Source organism: Francisella hispaniensis FSC454, from assembly GCF_001885235.1.
Classification (GTDB): Bacteria; Pseudomonadota; Gammaproteobacteria; order Francisellales; family Francisellaceae; genus Francisella; species Francisella hispaniensis.
The window spans coordinates 203,882-222,030 of sequence record NZ_CP018093.1 but is presented as its reverse complement, the minus strand read 5'-3'; the positions used below and the strand labels follow the sequence as shown (position 1 = coordinate 222,030).

Genomic DNA, 18,149 nt, shown 5'->3' with positions numbered 1-18,149 from the left:
CATAGTTAATTTATAAATTACAAAGGGTATTTTATATTTGTTTTAAATGCTAAAATACACCAAAATGGCTAAAAATAGATTTCTCAAAATGATCTCACTAATCGTTGCTTATGATAAAAACTTTGGTATAGGTAAAGAAAACACTCTAGCATGGAAGCTATCAGAAGATCTTAAAAATTTTAAAAAGATAACTGAAAACAACTATATTGTCATGGGTAGAAAAACCTTTGAATCAATAGGTCGCCCCCTTCCTAATCGCAAAAACATCATATTAACAAGAGACAAAAACTATAAGCAAGATAAATGTCTTATTATTAATAGTACTCAAGATATCCTAAATTTTGCTCAGTCAAAGCCTCACTATGAAATTTTTATAATCGGTGGTGCTCAAATTTATAAAGAATTTATAGAGTATGCTGATAGACTATATGTAACTGAAGTAAACACTGAAATGACTGATCTTGATGCTTTTTTTCCACAATGGGATAAATCAAAATTCAAGCGCATCGGCCACAAAAAATTCAAAAAAGATGATAAAAACGAGTTTGACTTTACATTTAGTGTTTTTGAAAAGATTAAAAAATTGTAATTTAGCAAGGTCATTTTAGTAGAATTTTCAATAGCGATAATGTAGATTAAAACTAACTAAGGTCTTAATTTTTTATAAGCCAATGTCAATTCAAGTCTCAGATACAGTATTAATGGTCGATCCAGAATACTTTGCTTTCAATACTCAAAAAACAGACAGTGATGATGCTTTTAGAAGAGCAGTTAGGCTAAATGAGAAAGCCATCCAAGCCTTAGCTCGAGATGAATTCTATGAGATGGTTAATTACATAAGATCTAAAGATATAAAAGTCATTATCATGAAATCACCCAAAAATGCAGCTGACGCCGTATTCACAAATGACTGGCTCTCTACACACGTAATTGATGGACAGGGTTATATTTTTATATATCCAATGTATTCAGAAAGTCGTAGATGCGAAGTACAACCCCAGCAACTTTTGCAAACTCTAGAATCGGAACTTAGAATAAAATATAAACTCAAAGACTTTCGTGGCGATCACTCAAAAGCGCTTGAGGGTAATGCTGCATTAGTTTTTGATAATTCTACTAAAAAAGTTTTTCTATCGAAATCATCACGTGCAGATGAGAGTCTAGCAAAAAAAGTAGCTGATGAGTTAGGATACGAACTCATAACATTTACAAGTTATGACTATAAAGACAGACCGATTTATCAGACAACACAAATGCTAAGTATTGGAGAAAAACTAATATTTGTTTGTTTGGAATCTATAAAGTGCGATAAGGACAGAGATATAGTTGCTCAAGCACTACATCAATCTAACAAAACAATAGTAGATGTATCGCAAAAGCAAGTCCACCTACGCTGCTGTAATAATTTAGAAGTAAAAAACAAACAGGGTAAAATTTATCTGATCTTATCAGCAACAGCAGATATGGGATTTACCGAACAGCAAAAACAACTCATAGATCTTCACTGCACAAGACTCCCATGCCATGTAAAAACTATTGAAGATGTCGGCGGTGGTACTGCTAGATGTATGGTAGCGGAGATACTAAAACCATAAAATCAAATAAAGATTTTTGAAGTTTTATTTTTTATGTTATTTTTTGATAATTTATTTGAATATTTTGGCATCCCGTAGGGGATTCGAACCCCTGTTGCCGCCGTGAAAGGGCGGTGTCCTAGGCCTCTAGACGAACGGGACTTAAGACTTAAATCACTGTCTCCAGCGATATGATGTGTATTATAATGACTTTTATAACTTAGTCAAGAGCTTTCGTAAAAATAATTAATTATTTTTATTAACTATAAATACACTTACAAAACTACTATCACGAGTATGATCCCCAGTAGTTGATGTATCAACATTAGTATCAGCCTCGATATAATTATCTAAAGACGCTGAATATATTTTAACTGCAGGTAATTGATTTATGACACTAGTTATCAAAGCATTTTCTGCCTGCCTAAAAGATATATACAAATTGCCACAATTAATTTTGTTACTTTTAAACCATGATGATTCTCGTGATATTGATATTGCATAGATAAACTTTTTTGTATCATTTTGATGCAAGATATATGGCCCCATAAGTCTAAAATGATCAGCAAAGTCTGCTATATCTTTTTCAAATGTTAAAGCAACATTTGTATCATTAGTATTTGTCGGCGCTCCTGATAATTGTGGATATAACTTTCCATCAAAATATACACCATAACCACCACTATGATTTATTGAATCAGTATTAGAATAGCCAAGCTGTGCAAATAAGTTAATTAGATAATTATTAGCTTCCTTTGCAGTTAAGAAACCTTCAAGTACAAAACAGCATTAATAGGTTCTACAGTGTAACTTTGTGGTTGAGCTACACCATTGATAATAAAATCTTTAGCTCCGCGCCAATATACCCATGCTGCTGCAATTTCTTGAGGTAAATTTGGCTTGTTGTAACTACTTGTATTTACCATCATCCATTTACCTACAGCTGGCAAAGAATTTGCTAATTTTGCATCTAAAGGTGAAATTATATAATTACGCTTAGTGGTATTAAATTGAATACTCTTATGAATGATTTTTAGTTTACTTTGATCATTATTTTTGATTAATTTATCTTTCCAATTTGCTGTATCTTGCAAATTTATTGGATCAAAGCTCAAACCACAGCCAGCTAAGTTATTACCAAAATGGTTATTTGCATAACCTAATATAGTATGCAAAAAAACTACTATAACTAGACTTAACTTCCTAATTTTCATTACTTACATAACTCTTTAATTGCTCTAGTGAGTCTAGCAATTACTTTATTTTTACCAATTAGCTTTAGAGTAATACCAATATCTGGTGATTGGCCAGAACCAGTAATAGCCACACGCAACGGCATACCAACTTTACCCATACCAACTTGGCACTGCTCTGCTGTCACGCTAACTATGTTATGTAAAGCATCTGGATCTTGCCACTGCTGAGCATCCAAAACCTCAAAGTTTTCTAACAACTTAACAAATATCTCACCTGTTGTAGCTTTGATATGTTTTTTTACAGCATTTTCATCATAACTGATATCATCATTATAAAAATAACTAGATTTCTCTGCCAGTTCAACTAATGTATCAACTTTTTCTGCCATCACAGCTAGAAGCTCTTTTAAATCTGGACCATTACTAATATCTAAACCAGCTTTAGCAAAGTCATACTCAACTTCTGTTTGAATATCATCAAACTTAGACTCTTTGATATAATGTTTGTTCAGCCACTTAAGTTTTTCAAAATCAAAACGTGATGGTGATGCGTTAATGTGCTCTAAATTAAAAGCTTTTATCATTTCTTCGATAGAAAAAATCTCTTGATCTCCATGCGACCAACCAAGCCTAACAAGATAATTAAGTATCGCCTGAGGTAAATAGCCATCTTCGCGATACTGCATAACATTGACAGCACCATGACGCTTAGAGAGTTTTGCACCATCTGGACCAAGTATCATTGGTACATGAGCAAATACTGGCACACTAGCTTTCAAAGCTTTGTATATATTGATTTGTTTCGGGGTATTATTAACATGATCATCACCTCGAATAATATGTGTAATAGCCATATCAATATCATCAACAACAACACAGAAATTGTATGTCGGTGAACCATCTGCTCTTTGAATAATCATATCATCAAGCTCATGATTTGAGATCGCGATTCGACCTTTGACTGCATCATCCCAGCTGACTACCCCATCTTGAGGATTCTTAAAACGTACCACAAAGCTATCTCCTTCTTGAGGAATATAGTTTGCATCACGACATTTACCATCGTAGCCAGTTTTAAGATTATTTGCCTGCTGATACTCTCTTAGCTCATCTAATCTTTGTTTAGAACAGCTACAGTAGTATGCTTTGCCAGCTGCAATAAGTTCTTGGATCACTTCTTTATATCTATCAAAGCGCTTTGTTTGATAGTAGATTTCGCCATCATTTTTTAGCCCCAACCAACTCATTCCATCTAAAATAGCATCGACTGCTTCTTGGGTAGATCTCTCTAGATCCGTATCCTCTATCCTTAGAATAAATTTACCATTGTTGTTTTTGGCATATAACCAACTAAATAATGCAGTACGCACTCCACCAACATGTAAAAACCCTGTTGGACTTGGTGCAAATCTTGTTGTAATCATATTATAAATACCTTAGATATAAAATTACTTAAAGATTAAACTAGAAACGAGTTTCTTTCAAGAATTAAAGCAAATGATTAATAAGTGTTAATACATCTAATAAGAATATTATTTTTGAAAAAAATTAATGCTTATAAGATACCACCTTTAGTCATTTTATAAGGATCAACAACTTTATCAAATTCTTCTTTTGACAAAAATTTAAGCTCTTGATTTGCCTCAGCTAAAGAAATATTTTTTTGCTCAGCATAATGCGCCATTTTTGCTGCCTTATCGTACCCTATAACTGGGCTAAGAGCAGTCACAAGCATGAGTGAATTTTTGAGATAAAACTCTATTTTGTCATGATTTGGCTTCATCCCTTCTAAAAGATACCTTGTAAAATTTATACAGCTATCTGAGATAATCTTAATCGACTGAATGATATTAAAAATAATTAATGGTTTATAGACATTCATCTCTAGATAACCTGCTGAACCACCTATACTAAGCGCAACATCATAACCCATAACCTGAGCAGCAACCATTGCCATAGCTTCACATTGAGTAGGATTAACCTTTCCTGGCATAATTGATGAGCCTGGTTCATTCTCAGGAATTAGTAACTCATGAAAACCAGCTCTTGGTCCACAACTTAGTAAACGAATATCATTAGCAATCTTGAATAATGAATTAGCTAAAGTCTTGAGTTGCCCCATAATCGCAACTAAAGCATCATGTGAGCCTTGTACTTCAAATTTATTAGTAGCTGAAACAAATGGCAAGCTTGTAATCTTAGCAATATTACTAGCAGCAATATCTGCAAATCCGATTGGAGCATTTAATCCAGTACCAACAGCTGTTCCACCTAGAGCTAATTCATATACATCTTTTAGAGATTCTTTAATTCTTCCAATATTTTTCTCAAGTAACGCTGCATAGCCTGAAAATTCCTGTCCGAGAGTTAGTGGCACAGCATCTTGCATATGTGTTCTACCAATTTTGACAATATCATCCCATTGCTTTGCTTTGTCAGCTAATTGTTGTTGCATATACTCAACAGCAGGTAAAAGTCTGTTATTTACCTCAACCGCGGTAGCAATATACATCGCACTTGGAAAAGTATCATTTGATGATTGAGACATATTAACATCATCATTTGGATGGATAGGATTCTTACTACCCTTTTTACCACCTAGAAGTTCGATAGCCTTATTTGAAATCACTTCATTAACATTCATATTTGATTGCGTACCACTACCAGTCATCCAAACACGTAATGGAAAATGCTCATCAAGATCGCCTGCAATTATCTCATTAGCAACTTTAATGATAATTTCTTTTTTAGCTTGCGCTAAGATACCTAACTGATGATTTGTCATAGCTGCAGCTTTTTTGATAATTGCTAAAGCTTTAATAACTTCAATCGGCATCAGATCATCACCTATCGAAAAATGCTCTATAGATCGCTGAGTTTGTGCACCCCAATATTTGTCATTATCAACTTCTATTTGACCGGTACTGTCTGTTTCTACTCTACGCAAAACTTATCTCCTATGAACCAAAATAACATCATAAATCATATAGCTATTATAACTAACTATCAAAGATAACATTCAAAAGCTACAAAAACAAAATATGCTGCCACAGCAAAATCTATTAGTTTTTAGAACGAAATATTGCTGTCTTGGCTATGTTTTACAAGTAAAAATATATCAAGGATTTTTAAACCATCTAGCAATACTTTCAATTACAGCTGGCGCCATAAATTTAGTATCATCTAAATCAAACCATTTTATAGCTGATATCTCTGCAGCTGGTATAATTTGTTGAGTGATTTCACCAGCATAACAATGCACTGATACAATATCTGTCCTATCATGATTATCTGTAACAACTTCACCAAGATAGTCTAGTTCTGTTGGTTGCATTTGGATATTCAGCTCCTCATTAAGCTCACGAATAATAGTCTGTAATGGTGACTCTCCGAGATCTATCTTACCACCTGGAAAATACCAAACAGTATTATCACGCACCTTTACAAGAAGGATCTTATTATCCTTGACACAAATTAAAGCTGAAGTTTTTATCATTTTTTTTCTGAATATTATATATCCTTAAATATAAAAATTAATAATTACAAAAAATAAAAATATCTCTAGCCCAAAAAGCATTGTTGTATATTTTTGAATCAAATATACTAAGTTAATCTTTGATAAAATTTTACTCTGAATTATGAATATCGTCGAATATGCTAAAACTCGCTACACTACTAAGGCTTATGATCGAACAAAAAAGCTATCAAATGAGCAAATTCAGCAAATAAAAGATATCCTTAGATTTATACCATCAAGTGTAAATTCTCAACCTTGGCACTTTATCTTAGCAACTTCTGACCAAGCTAAAGCTAAAATTGCTAAAGCTGCTGAAAATATTCACCCTAAAAATGTGGCAAATATTAAGGACTGTGCTTTAGTTATCGTACTTTGCCTTAAAACCAATCTTGATGATAACTATCTTGAAGAACTCTTAGCTCAAGAAAGAAAAGATGGTCGTTTTCCTAGCGCTGAATTTGAAAAACTTCAACAAGCAGCACGTAAAAAATTCACATCTCTATATAACTATAATCCTAAAGACTTACAACACTGGGCTGAGAAACAAGTTTATATCAGTCTTGGTAATATTTTACTTGGCTTAGCTGCTCTAGAAATAAATGCCACCCCAATGGAAGGTATCGAGCCACATATAATTGATACTGAGTTTAACCTAGCAGAAAAGGGACTTAAAACCTCCGTAATTGTCACTGCTGGCTATAGCTCTGAAGATGATTTTAATGCTAAGTTACCTAAATCAAGACTTCCTGAGGAAAAAATCTTTACTGAAGTTTAGCTATTATATCTATCGGAAATATCTCAATGAAAACTAATTTAACTAAAATCACATCACTTGATGATATGCGTAAAGTTTATCATCGTAGAGTTCCTAAAATGTTTGTTGACTACTGTGAATCAGGTTCATGGCAACAGCAAACCCTAAAAAATAATCAACAAGATTTTAGCGATTATCTTTTTAGGCAAAAAGTTCTCACAGATATACAAAACCGCTCACTAAAAACTAAAATCATAGGTCAAGAGTATAAAATGCCTTTAGTATTTGCTCCTATAGGCCTACTTGGAATGCAATATGCTGATGGTGAAATTCACGCTGCTAGAGCAGCTGAGAAATTTGGTATACCTTTTACACTATCGACAATGTCTATTTGCTCTATCGAAGAAGTTGCTAAGCATACAACAAAACCATTTTGGTTTCAGTTGTATATGATGAGAGATAGAAAGTTTATGGCAAATCTTATAGCAAGCGCTAAGCATGCTGGTTGTAATGCCCTAGTGCTAACTGCTGACCTACAAATGCTTGGCGATCGTCATGCCGATATAAAAAATGGTCTAACAGTACCGCCTAAGCCAACGCTTAAAAATTTAATTAACCTAAGTACTAAACTGCCTTGGTGCTTAAATATGCTCAAAACTAGCAATAGAACATTTGGTAATATTTTAAATCATGCCGCAAACAAAGGCGGTTTTGCATCTTTAGGTAAATGGACAAATGAGCAATTTGATTTAAGTCTAAACTGGAGTGATGTTGAGTGGGTAAAAAAACAATGGGATGGTCCTATGATTATCAAAGGTATTATGGATACAGAAGATGCTATTATGGCTCAAAATACTGGTGCTGATGCGGTTGTTGTCTCAAACCATGGCGGGCGTCAACTAGATGGCTCCCCATCAAGCATATCTGTTCTTGAAGAAATTATTGATACAGTCAACTCAAAGCTTGAAGTTCTAATCGATAGTGGCATTCGTTGTGGTCAAGATTTACTCAAAGCAAAAGCTTTAGGTGCTAAAGCTGGACTAATTGGTAGAGCTATGGTTTATGGTGTCGGTGCTTATGGTGAAAAAGGAGCTCAGAGAGTTTTAGAAATCTTTTATCAAGAAATGGATAAAACTATGGCACTTTGTGGACATACTGATATTAATAATGTAGACAAATCAATTTTGATAAAGAAGAAATACTTAAGCACTTAAATAATATAATATCTCAGCAGAAACAAGATGTTGAATAAAGTATAAAACTATGATTGAAATTATCAGTGGAGCTATCAATAACTTTTTGTTAGTATCAAATACCGCAAAAATCACAGCAAAAATCATAGCGCCGAAACCAGATATCTTTATTGCCCCATATATTGATATCCAAATAAATCCATATGGCTGTAAAATATTATAAATATAGTCATATGACATCAAATATACTGCTGGATAACCTATAAAAATACCAGCGACAAACCAAAATATCGCTATAAATAAAACTTTTAAGAAGTAATCAAGTAATATATATGCTTTCTTCATATTTCAACCAATCCTATATCTACAAAATTTAGAATATCATTAAATAAAATTACTTAAAGATTAAACTAGAAATTTGATTGTTTCAAGATAGTCCTTTAATAAGCTCTCATTTCTTAAATTAAAACTATAGCCAATCAGATAAGCAGTAATTCTTTGCAGCGGATTGGCCCAGCAATCTAAGAAATAAAGTAATAAGCTTTAAAATTCTAGAAAGTTACTAAAATAAGCGTATAAACATATACTCTTGATCATAAATAGTTTTAAATATTTACTATGTTTATCATATTTTTTGAGGCTAACAATGCCATTTTATTCTGTTAAAGATGAACTCTTAGAAAACTACAAATCTCAAGTTGAGCTTAAATATAAGATGCTAAATGGTCTTTTCTTTAACACTCCTCTTGATAAAGAGCATAACGCAAATGCAATGCTAGCAACATTCTCTAATATCTGTAAAAATCTTATAGATAATGCTAAAGACCCGATAGAACGATTGAACATCTATATCCTGAAATGTCAGAAGAGCAAAAGCTTCAAATCTTTATCAAATTCATACGCTATATTGAGCGACAAATAGTCTTGATAGATGCTCTTGAAGAAGCTGCTTATGCCAAAACACATGATCTAAATGGTGAATACAGTATCACAAGACTAGCTAGAAGAGTTGAAAGATATGACAAACAAAATGCTCTAAATAAAGCTTTACAAGAATATAAAACTAGACTTGTACTCACAGCCCATCCTACGCAGTTCTATGCAAAGCTAGTTTTACCAATTATTGATGATTTGAAAAAAGCTATTATCGCCAATGATATAAATAAAATTCAGGATATTTTTTTACAAATGGGAAAAACTAGGTTTAGCAATAAAACCAAACCCACACCTGAAGATGAAGCTGTTTCGATAATATGGTATCTAAATAATATTTTTTATGATGTAATCCCTAAAATACAGTATAAACTTACAAGTGATAATACCAATATTGAAATTGGCTTTTGGCCTGGTGGAGATCGTGATGGTAATCCTTTTGTCACAGCAAAGGTTACTAAGAAGGTTTCAAAGCATTTAAGAACAAATGTATTAAATTGCTACAAAAAAGACCTAAAGAGGCTAATTAAAAAGCTTACTTTTGAAAATGTTCATGAAGAACTAACAAAGATAAGACAAAATCTAAAAATCAACAAATACTCTAATGCCGAACAGTTCTTAGCTGATCTAATCAAAGTTAAAAATATCGTAGACACAGAATATGACTCTTTGTTTGTTGATAGACTTGATAATCTTATTCTGAAAGTAAAAACTTTTGGCTTCTACTTTGCAAAATTAGATATTCGTCAAAATGCTAGAGTACACAAGCAGTTTTTTAATGAGATTTTTAGTGACAACTATAATATTGATTACCAAACACTCAATAACTCTGAGAAAATCAAACACCTAGTCAAGCTTGCTAAACAAAAATCTCTTAGAGAACTAAAAGTTAATAGTGATCTAGCCAAAGAAGTTATAGAAACAATAGAAACTATACAATATATTCAACAACATAATGGTCATAATGCTATTCAAAGATATATCATAAGTAACGCAAATTCTAGCGTAAGTATCTTGGAAGTTTTGACAATCTTCAAACTCTTTAATAAAGGTTCAAAAGCTGATAGTGAGATAAAGATTGAAGTAGTACCTTTATTTGAGACTATGGAAGATCTCAAAAATTCTACCAAAATACTTGATGAACTACTCAAAATACAGCTCTACACAGACAATCTCAAAGTATGGCAAAATACTCAAACGATTATGCTTGGGTTCTCTGATGGTACCAAAGATGGTGGCTATTTCATGGCTAACTGGTCTATCCTTGAGGCAAAAAGAGCCTTAAGTAGATATCTTAGCTCAAAAGGTATCAAACCAATATTTTTTGATGGTCGTGGTGGTCCTCCTTCACGTGGAGGTGGAGATATGTTTCTATTCTACAAAGGACTATCTAATGTTGTCTCAAATCATGATGTACAGATAACTATCCAAGGACAAAGTATCTCTTCAAAATTTGGCAATACTAATAGCGCTCAATATAATCTTGAGCAGATTTTGACATCTGGCTTATATGGCAAACTGAACTTACATAATGCACATAAGCTTAATCCCACCGAGATCGCCCTTATCAATGAGTTAGGAAAACTATCTTTCGATACCTATATAAATCTAAAGAATCATCCGCAATTTATTGACTATATTACCGAAATCACCCCTTTGAAATATATTAGTGAAATGAATGTCGGATCTCGCCCTGCTAAAAGAAACTCTAACGATAAAATTGAACTAGATGATCTTCGAGCTATACCTTATGGTGCTGCTTGGACGCAAATGAGACAGAGTATCTTAGCATTTTATGGCTTAGGAACGGCTATAAGTACCGTAGTGACAAAAGATTAACAACAATCTAACCGCTCTACAAAAAATATATAAACGCTCACTTATAATCAAAGGAATATTTGACAATGCTCTACAGAGTATCGCTCAAACAAATTTCAATATTACAAAACATATAAGTAAGGATCCTAAATACTGTGCATTTTGGCAACAACTGTTCGATGAGCATCAGTTAGCTAAAAAGTATTTGTTAGCTGTAACTGAAAAGGATGAAAACTTCTTACATGCAAATCCTGTCAAAGATAGATCTATCAAAATGAGGGATGATATAACTCTACCTTTGGTTATATTGCAACAATATGCATTAAATTGCCTAAGAAAAAACCCTAATCATAGGCATAAAAAGCTTCTGAAAACTATAATCAAAAAATCTCTAGCAGCTAATATAAATGCTAATCAGAATTCTATATAAAAGTGATAATTTAATTAAAGATCTTCCTTTCTAAACTTACTACTTTCAATAAACATAAGTTTATACTTCTATCATAAATAAAAATTAATTTGATCAAGAGTAAGAATTAACTGTAATGATCTAGTCATATTAAAATCTTCCTCACTGGCATATCCATGCAATACTGAATGTCGTGACAAATCAACATCCCCAGTCTCTAAATTAAAATTCTTAAATACAACCTTATTTAAATAATCATAAAACTCTCTCGGATACGCTAAAGAATTAGGACATGAATATTTAATATCAGCTTTTTCCTGAATATATTCGACCAACTCTTTAAATTTTGGTTTTCTTCCATTTTGATTAAAATAGTCGATACCGACAATACCTTCAATTATTGGATACAAAGTACTTAAACAACTAATATAATTCCCCTCTAAAAAGCAATTTATCCCAGCTTCTATAAACTTTTTCTTTGCGGAAAATTGTTCTTTTTGCCACCAATTATTTGTAAGCGATAATATTTTGTTACTATCAAATTTCTTAGCGAATAACTCTTCTAAAAAGTAGTTCCGTTTAGAAGCTTCCTTTTCACTTTGGTATAAATGTATAATCTCACTAAATTCAGAACTTATTAATGCAATAAAGGGAAACCAACCATCTGCAGTAATATTATCGAAACACTCTTCTTCTCTTAAAAATGATATTTGCTCATAAAAGTGAAGTTTTTTATAACAATTACCAATTTCTTTGTTTAAAGAAGCTATATTATTTTTTTTAGTAAAGTCATAGAATATCCCAAACCTAAAACCCTCTCTGAATATAAAAATAATTTTATCCACTTCTTGAGGGGTTAAGTCTGTTATTGAATCTTTAAAAAAGACTTCGGAAATATCAAAAATATCTTTTTTAGTAATAACATCTCCTTTTTTAGTAGCGGTCTTCAAATTGACTATTTGAGTCATAGGAGGATTGAAATATAAATCGGCACTATTATCTTCATGTATGATCACCAAGCATTTATTAAGTGATGCACTACTTAAACTAAGCAAACTACAAAATTGATTTGCAATAGTATCAAACCCATCCTCATACGAAGTTATAAATGCTCTCTGAGAAAGCTTGACTCTTTCTCCTTTTATTGCTGAACTTATAGTAATTCCATCAATTTCAACTTTATCAAGTCTTCTATAATTATATATCTTTTTTAATTCTTCATTCACTTACCCCAAAGCCTCTTTCTTCTCAAGCGTTTTAGCATATAGCTCTTGATACTTAGCAAGCTTTTCTTGCTCTGCAGCAACTACAGCTTCTGGAGCATTTGAGACAAATCTTTCATTAGAAAGTTTCTTTTGTACTCTATCAACTTCGCCTTTTAGCTTGTCTAGTTCTTTATCTAATCTTGCTTTTTCAGCATCAATATCAACCAAACCTGCTAATGGAATATTTAACTCAAGCCCTTCAGCAATCTGTGATAAAGATGTTGGCGGATTATCATTAAACTCAATATTATTTACTCTTGCTAGAGCCTTTATAAAACCTTCTGTTTGAGCTAAGTAATCTCTTACTTTATCAGCAACATCTTTAACAATTAAAAAAATCTCTAAAGATGGCTTGATACCTACTTCACTACGCATATTACGCAGAGTTGTAACAACATTTTGTAGCCATGCGATAGCTTTTTCAGCTTCTGGAGCTTCTAAATCTTGAGTAGCTACAGGATAAGATACATCCATAATTGTATCTTTAGCATCATTTAAATGTGCTTTTAACTGCTGATAAATACTCTCTGTAATAAATGGTATAAGCGGATGCGCTAAAGCTAAGATATTTTCCAAAACTTTAGTAAGTGTATATTTAATACCATTTTTTTGTTGCTCAGATAGTGAATCATCTTTTAGAGTAACCTTAGCAAACTCAACATACCAGTCACAATAATTATTCCATACAAGATCATAAATAGTATTTGCTACCAAATCAAAACGATAGTTAGCAAGATGTCTATGTACATCAGTAGTAGCAGTATTTAACACGCTCCAAATCCACTTATCAGCAACACCTAACTCATAGTTATCACAAACCTTATAGTCATCAAGATTCATCATCACAAATCTTGAAGCATTCCAAAGCTTGTTACAGAAGTTACGATAACCCTCAACTCTCGCAGTATCGAAGCTGATATCTTGCGATGTAGAAGCTAATGCTGCATAAGTAAATCTCACTGCATCAGCACCATACGCACTGATACCTTCAGGAAATTCTTTTTTAGTCGCTTCCTCAATTTTAGCTTTCATTTGTGGTTGCATTAGACCAGTAGTTCTCTTTTTAAGAAGCTCATCTAATGAAATACCATCTATCAAATCTACAGGATCTAAAACATTACCTTTAGATTTTGACATTTTCTGCCCTTCGCTATCACGAATAAGACCAGTGATATAAATATCTTTAAATGGCACATCATTCATAAAGTACATGCCAAACATCATCATTCTAGCAACCCAGAAGAAGATAATATCAAAACCTGTCACAAGTACACTTGTTGGATAGTATTTTGCTAACTCAGGAGTTTGCTCAGGCCAACCTAATGTACTAAATGGCCATAATGCTGATGAAAACCATGTATCAAAGACATCTTCATCTTGTTTGATAGCGATATCATCAGCTAGATTATATTTAGCTCTAACATCTGCTTCATCTTCGCCTACATAAGCATTACCTGCTTCATCATACCAAGCTGGGATTCTATGTCCCCACCATAACTGACGAGATACACACCAATCTTGAATATCTCTCATCCACGCAAAATAAGTATTTTTCCAATTATCCGGAACAAACCTTACATCACCCTTTTCAACTGCTTCAATCGCTGGTTTTGCTAGCACATCAGCTTTGACAAACCATTGTTTAGTTAGATATGGTTCTAAAACTTCCCCAGTTCTATCACCTGTTGGTACTTTAAGAGCATGTGGCTCTATCTTATCTAAAAGACCTAAAGCTTCCATATCAGCAACTATTTGCTTACGCGCTTCAAATCTATCTAAACCTTGATATTTTGATGGCACATTTGTATTTAATGTCGCATCATCAGTTAGAATATTTAGCATTGGCAAATCATGTCTTTTACCCACTTCATAATCATTAAAATCATGAGCTGGAGTAATCTTGACACAGCCAGTACCAAAGTCTTTTTCGACATAATCATCAGCGATAATTGGAATCTGTCTATCTGTAAGTGGCAGATTTATCATCTTACCTACTAAGTGAGTATATCTTTCATCTTCTGGATGAACCGCAACCGCCATATCACCAAGCATTGTCTCCGGACGAGTTGTTGCGATTATGATCTTCTCATCACTATCTGCCACAGGATATACAAAATGCCAAAGTGAGCCTTGCTTATCTACTTGAGCAACCTCCAAGTCTGAAACGGCTGTCTTTAATTTAGGATCCCAATTTACTAATCTCTCGCCACGATATGCTAAGCCATCTTCATATAATTTAATAAAGCATTTCTTAACTGCATCAGATAAGCCATCATCCATTGTAAACCTCTCACGATCCCAATCTGGAGAAGCTCCTATTCTACGCATCTGTGATGTGATAGTTCCACCTGATAACTCTTTCCATTCCCAAACCTTGCTTAGGAAATTCTCACGTCCTAAATCATGTCTTGAGATACCTTGAGCATTAAGCTGTCTTTCAACTACCATTTGCGTAGCAATACCAGCATGATCGGTACCAGGTTGCCATAGAGTATCTTTGCCTGACATACGATTATAACGGATTAAAATATCCATCAACGACATCTGGAAACCATGTCCCATATGCAAAGTACCTGTTACATTTGGTGGTGGTAGCATAATTGTATAAGTATCTTTTGAATTTGAGTTACCACAAGCAAATTTGCCTGAAGCTTCCCAATTTTGATAATTAGACTGTTCTATTTCTTTTAGATTATAGTTTTTATTCATTTCTTGAGTCATTTATAGCGCCGTAAATATCTAAGTTTATAGAAAAATTAATGCAAATAATTTTAGCAAGGTTGAGAGAAAAAATATAGAAACTAAAATAATTTAAACAACTATTAAGAAAGAATTTTCAGATATAGAGGAATCCCTACACTAATATTAAAAACAAAAGTAACCACAAGTGCCAAAGCTACCATTAATCCAATATTACCACCTTCAACTGTTTCTGACATAGCTGCTGGAACAGCTATATATGATGCACCACCAAAAAGTATTGCTAGCAATAATGTATTACCTTCTCCCAAATGTATAGACGATCCTATTAAAATAGCCAAGCATGATAAAACTATTGGCACGAATACAGCAAAAGCTATTAGCTTTACCCCTGCTTTTCTTAATAAGCTTATCTGCTGACCAGCAGAAACTCCCATACCTAAAAGAAAAAGAGCAAGCATTCCTTTAAACAAAGATGAAGTTAATGGAGCCATATCTAGATTTCCACCATCTCCACATAAGAAGCCTATAATTAAGCTCCCCACTAATAGAACAACTGAATAATCTAACAAAGCCTCTTTGGCTGACCTTCTAAAAGTTGTCAATTGAGATACAGAAGCACTTCCTTTCACTACGAAGAGATAATATATCATCATCCCCGCAATTATAGCTGGAAACTCCATAACTGTTAGCGCAACTATCATATACCCATTATAGTCAATATTATCGGCTATCAATACATTTAAAGCTGTTATAAAAGTAACAGCACTTACGGAACTGTAGGATGATGCTATTAAAACTGAGTCAGGTCCTGTTTTTAAAACCCACTTTTTTAAAAGAAAAAATAAAATAAAAGGCATGAAAAATGAAAATAGCATACATATTAGTATTACAAAAATAGCATAACTATCTATTCCGTTATTATATATTTGAAAACCTCCCTTATATCCAATTGAAATAAGCAGGTATATTGAAAGAAACTTCTTTATATCATCAGGAATACTAATGTTACTTTTAAATATCGCAGCGATAAGACCAAGAAAAAAGAATAAAATAGGCGGGGTTATAATTGAATTCACTTTTTCAATTTATAATTTAAAAAAAAGAATTATATCACAAATATAAAGATAATATATTTTTTATAAAAAATTAAACTAAATATTTTTAGTAGTAGTTATTTCTAAATTTGAGTTCTTATAAAAACATACTTTTTACGTGAAGCCTGTAAAGCGCTATCTTGTTGATAGACAAACTCTTTTAGCTCTTTGACTTTAACTCGTTGAGGATCAACTGCTACTTCCATAATATTTATTAAAACATCATAACCTGAAGTGATAAATAAATTATCTGTAATAAGAATTGGAATATTTTTATATTGGTTATATTCTCTAGCATTTATAGCACAATGGTGTGGGATAAAAGAATCTTGACCATCTTGCCATAAATCATCATCAAGTTGTTTTGCAATACCTGTAGGCGCAAGAATCGCTATAGTTTTGCGCTCGCTATACTCTTTGATAACTGTAGTAATCAACACTTCTAGCATTTGGTTAATATCTTGTGTTTGCAAAACCTTAAACTCTACTTTCATAATAAATCTAGTTACTCCAACAATTAAAGATTATCATTTATGATACTTAAATAAAGATTTTAACTTACTAATAAACTCACCACCTAAGATAAAGAAACTAGCTATGAAAACAATATCACCACTAAACAAGATAAGCATCATATTTAGCTGCCCAACTTGGTTAATTTTGTCAAAAATAAGTATCATCTCTAGCAATAACGTTGGGTATATCAAACTAGCGAAAAACATAATCAATCCAATATTATGCCTTATACGACTAATAGGATTTTGAGCTGTAAATGCTGACTTAAAAACTTTCTTTATCGCTGATTTTATCGTATCAATTATAACTTTACCAAGCAACATTACAGATACTAAAAAAATACCCTCGGCACTGATAAGTAAAATTGATGAAATTGCCAAATAATTAGATGTAGATAGCCCTAGAAAAGGGATTATGCAAAAAACCACAATATAAGGCACAAACGATAAAACAAACAGTAATATGCCTAAATAATATTTCCAGCCTTTTTGCATACAAACTACCTACTGCTTAGTTATCGATGTTTGTATAGCTATTTTTAATGCTTGCGTAGCCTGATCAGTACTCATACTAGGCATATCTGATTTATCAACAACTTGCTCTGGTGCGTATGGTACATGTATAAATCCTGCTATCTTATTAGGATACTTTTTGCTCAGTACTTCTAATAGATGATACATTACATGGTTACAAACATATGTCCCAGCGCTATCAGATATATAAGCTGGAATGCCTTGTGCTTGTATCGCTTCTTGGATTTGATAAATTGGCAGTTTAGAGAAATAAGCATTCTTGCCATTTATTGATATCTTAATATTTTTAGGTTGATAGTTATCATTATCTGGGATCCTAGCATCATCAACATTTATCGCCACTCTTTCGATGGATACTGCTGCTCGACCGCCAGCTTCGCCAACTGCAATAATTACATCAGGATTATATTCCTTAATTAATTTGTCTAAATCATTAACCGAGCCCCTAAAAGAAACTGGAATTTGTTTTTTAATGATTTTGGCTCCATCGATAGTATCAGGAAGTTGCTTAACCGCTTGCCAAGATGGATTTATTTTCTCGCCACCAAAAGGTGCAAAGCCCGTTATCAATACAGTTTGTGCATTTACTGAAGCAACAAAAGCCACAAACATAAATATGCATAATAAAATTTTTTTCATAATCA

At 32.8% G+C, this 18,149-nt stretch carries 16 protein-coding genes, 1 tRNA gene and 2 pseudogenes; 7 read left to right on the top strand and 12 right to left on the bottom strand.

Annotation, left to right across the window (positions count from 1 at the left end):
* Nucleotides 1–46 precede the first annotated feature (46 nt).
* Both FSC454_RS01075 and FSC454_RS01070 read left to right on the top strand, forming a co-directional pair.
* On the top strand, nucleotides 47–589 hold the full coding sequence (locus tag FSC454_RS01075) for a dihydrofolate reductase (RefSeq protein WP_044247159.1): 543 nt from the start codon (nucleotides 47–49) through the stop codon (nucleotides 587–589).
* A gap of 82 nt (nucleotides 590–671) precedes the next feature.
* Complete coding sequence (locus FSC454_RS01070) at nucleotides 672–1,595, top strand: arginine deiminase-related protein (protein ID WP_066045903.1); 924 nt, start codon at nucleotides 672–674, stop codon at nucleotides 1,593–1,595.
* Nucleotides 1,596–1,660: 65 nt separating this feature from the next.
* On the opposite strand, the gene FSC454_RS01065 is transcribed toward FSC454_RS01070, so the two are convergent.
* The 5 genes and pseudogenes from FSC454_RS01065 to FSC454_RS01045 form a co-directional block, all read right to left on the bottom strand.
* A tRNA-Glu gene (locus FSC454_RS01065) sits at nucleotides 1,661–1,736 on the bottom strand.
* Nucleotides 1,737–1,820: 84 nt separating this feature from the next.
* A pseudogene (locus FSC454_RS01060) lies at nucleotides 1,821–2,788 on the bottom strand (hypothetical protein).
* On the bottom strand, nucleotides 2,788–4,194 hold the full coding sequence (gene gltX / locus FSC454_RS01055; protein ID WP_066045907.1) for a glutamate--tRNA ligase: 1,407 nt from the start codon (nucleotides 4,192–4,194) through the stop codon (nucleotides 2,788–2,790). The pseudogene FSC454_RS01060 and the gene gltX overlap by 1 nt, the downstream one beginning before the upstream one ends.
* A 131-nt stretch (nucleotides 4,195–4,325) precedes the next feature.
* Complete coding sequence (fumC, locus tag FSC454_RS01050) at nucleotides 4,326–5,717, bottom strand: class II fumarate hydratase (protein WP_066045911.1); 1,392 nt, start codon at nucleotides 5,715–5,717, stop codon at nucleotides 4,326–4,328.
* A 171-nt stretch (nucleotides 5,718–5,888) separates the two neighbouring features.
* Nucleotides 5,889–6,266, bottom strand: a complete 378-nt coding sequence (locus FSC454_RS01045; RefSeq protein ID WP_066045913.1) for an NUDIX hydrolase — start codon at nucleotides 6,264–6,266, stop codon at nucleotides 5,889–5,891.
* Between the two features lie 142 nt (nucleotides 6,267–6,408).
* Here FSC454_RS01045 and nfsB point away from each other — a divergent pair, with 142 nt between their 5' ends.
* Nucleotides 6,409–7,062 (top strand): oxygen-insensitive NAD(P)H nitroreductase, encoded by a 654-nt coding sequence (nfsB, locus tag FSC454_RS01040; RefSeq protein ID WP_066045917.1) that lies wholly within the window; start codon nucleotides 6,409–6,411, stop codon nucleotides 7,060–7,062.
* A 26-nt stretch (nucleotides 7,063–7,088) separates the two neighbouring features.
* The gene (locus FSC454_RS01035; protein WP_066045920.1) at nucleotides 7,089–8,255 is read left to right on the top strand and encodes an alpha-hydroxy acid oxidase; all 1,167 of its coding nucleotides are present in this window, start codon (nucleotides 7,089–7,091) and stop codon (nucleotides 8,253–8,255) included.
* On the opposite strand, the gene FSC454_RS01030 is transcribed toward FSC454_RS01035, so the two are convergent.
* Nucleotides 8,244–8,579: a hypothetical protein gene (locus FSC454_RS01030; RefSeq protein WP_066045923.1), complete on the bottom strand. Its 336-nt coding sequence runs from the start codon at nucleotides 8,577–8,579 to the stop codon at nucleotides 8,244–8,246. The genes FSC454_RS01035 and FSC454_RS01030 overlap by 12 nt on opposite strands.
* 301 nt (nucleotides 8,580–8,880) lie before the next feature.
* On the opposite strand from FSC454_RS01030, the gene FSC454_RS09910 reads away from it, so the two are divergent.
* From FSC454_RS09910 to FSC454_RS10080, 3 genes are read left to right on the top strand one after another with little or no spacing between them, the layout of a single operon-like run.
* Entirely contained in the window at nucleotides 8,881–9,156 is a 276-nt protein-coding gene (locus FSC454_RS09910) for a hypothetical protein (RefSeq protein ID WP_231865149.1), read from the top strand.
* Nucleotides 9,093–11,006 (top strand): phosphoenolpyruvate carboxylase, encoded by a 1,914-nt coding sequence (locus FSC454_RS01025; protein WP_269446659.1) that lies wholly within the window; start codon nucleotides 9,093–9,095, stop codon nucleotides 11,004–11,006. Before FSC454_RS09910 ends, FSC454_RS01025 begins: the two co-directional genes overlap by 64 nt.
* On the top strand, nucleotides 11,002–11,415 hold the full coding sequence (locus FSC454_RS10080; protein ID WP_269446660.1) for a phosphoenolpyruvate carboxylase: 414 nt from the start codon (nucleotides 11,002–11,004) through the stop codon (nucleotides 11,413–11,415). Before FSC454_RS01025 ends, FSC454_RS10080 begins: the two co-directional genes overlap by 5 nt.
* A 71-nt stretch (nucleotides 11,416–11,486) precedes the next feature.
* On the opposite strand, the gene FSC454_RS01020 is transcribed toward FSC454_RS10080, so the two are convergent.
* From FSC454_RS01020 to pcp, 6 genes and pseudogenes are all read right to left on the bottom strand, one after another.
* Nucleotides 11,487–12,620: a hypothetical protein gene (locus tag FSC454_RS01020; RefSeq protein ID WP_066045926.1), complete on the bottom strand. Its 1,134-nt coding sequence runs from the start codon at nucleotides 12,618–12,620 to the stop codon at nucleotides 11,487–11,489.
* The gene (locus FSC454_RS01015; protein ID WP_066045929.1) at nucleotides 12,621–15,380 is read right to left on the bottom strand and encodes a valine--tRNA ligase; all 2,760 of its coding nucleotides are present in this window, start codon (nucleotides 15,378–15,380) and stop codon (nucleotides 12,621–12,623) included.
* 101 nt (nucleotides 15,381–15,481) lie between these two features.
* Entirely contained in the window at nucleotides 15,482–16,438 is a 957-nt protein-coding gene (locus FSC454_RS01010) for a sodium-dependent bicarbonate transport family permease (RefSeq protein ID WP_066045932.1), read from the bottom strand.
* A gap of 75 nt (nucleotides 16,439–16,513) precedes the next feature.
* Nucleotides 16,514–16,950 (bottom strand): annotated as a pseudogene (locus tag FSC454_RS01005) (DNA polymerase III subunit chi).
* Between the two features lie 33 nt (nucleotides 16,951–16,983).
* On the bottom strand, nucleotides 16,984–17,466 hold the full coding sequence (locus tag FSC454_RS01000) for a transporter suffix domain-containing protein (protein WP_066045938.1): 483 nt from the start codon (nucleotides 17,464–17,466) through the stop codon (nucleotides 16,984–16,986).
* Between the two features lie 9 nt (nucleotides 17,467–17,475).
* The gene (gene pcp / locus FSC454_RS00995) at nucleotides 17,476–18,144 is read right to left on the bottom strand and encodes a pyroglutamyl-peptidase I (protein ID WP_014547533.1); all 669 of its coding nucleotides are present in this window, start codon (nucleotides 18,142–18,144) and stop codon (nucleotides 17,476–17,478) included.
* Nucleotides 18,145–18,149: the final 5 nt, after the last annotated feature.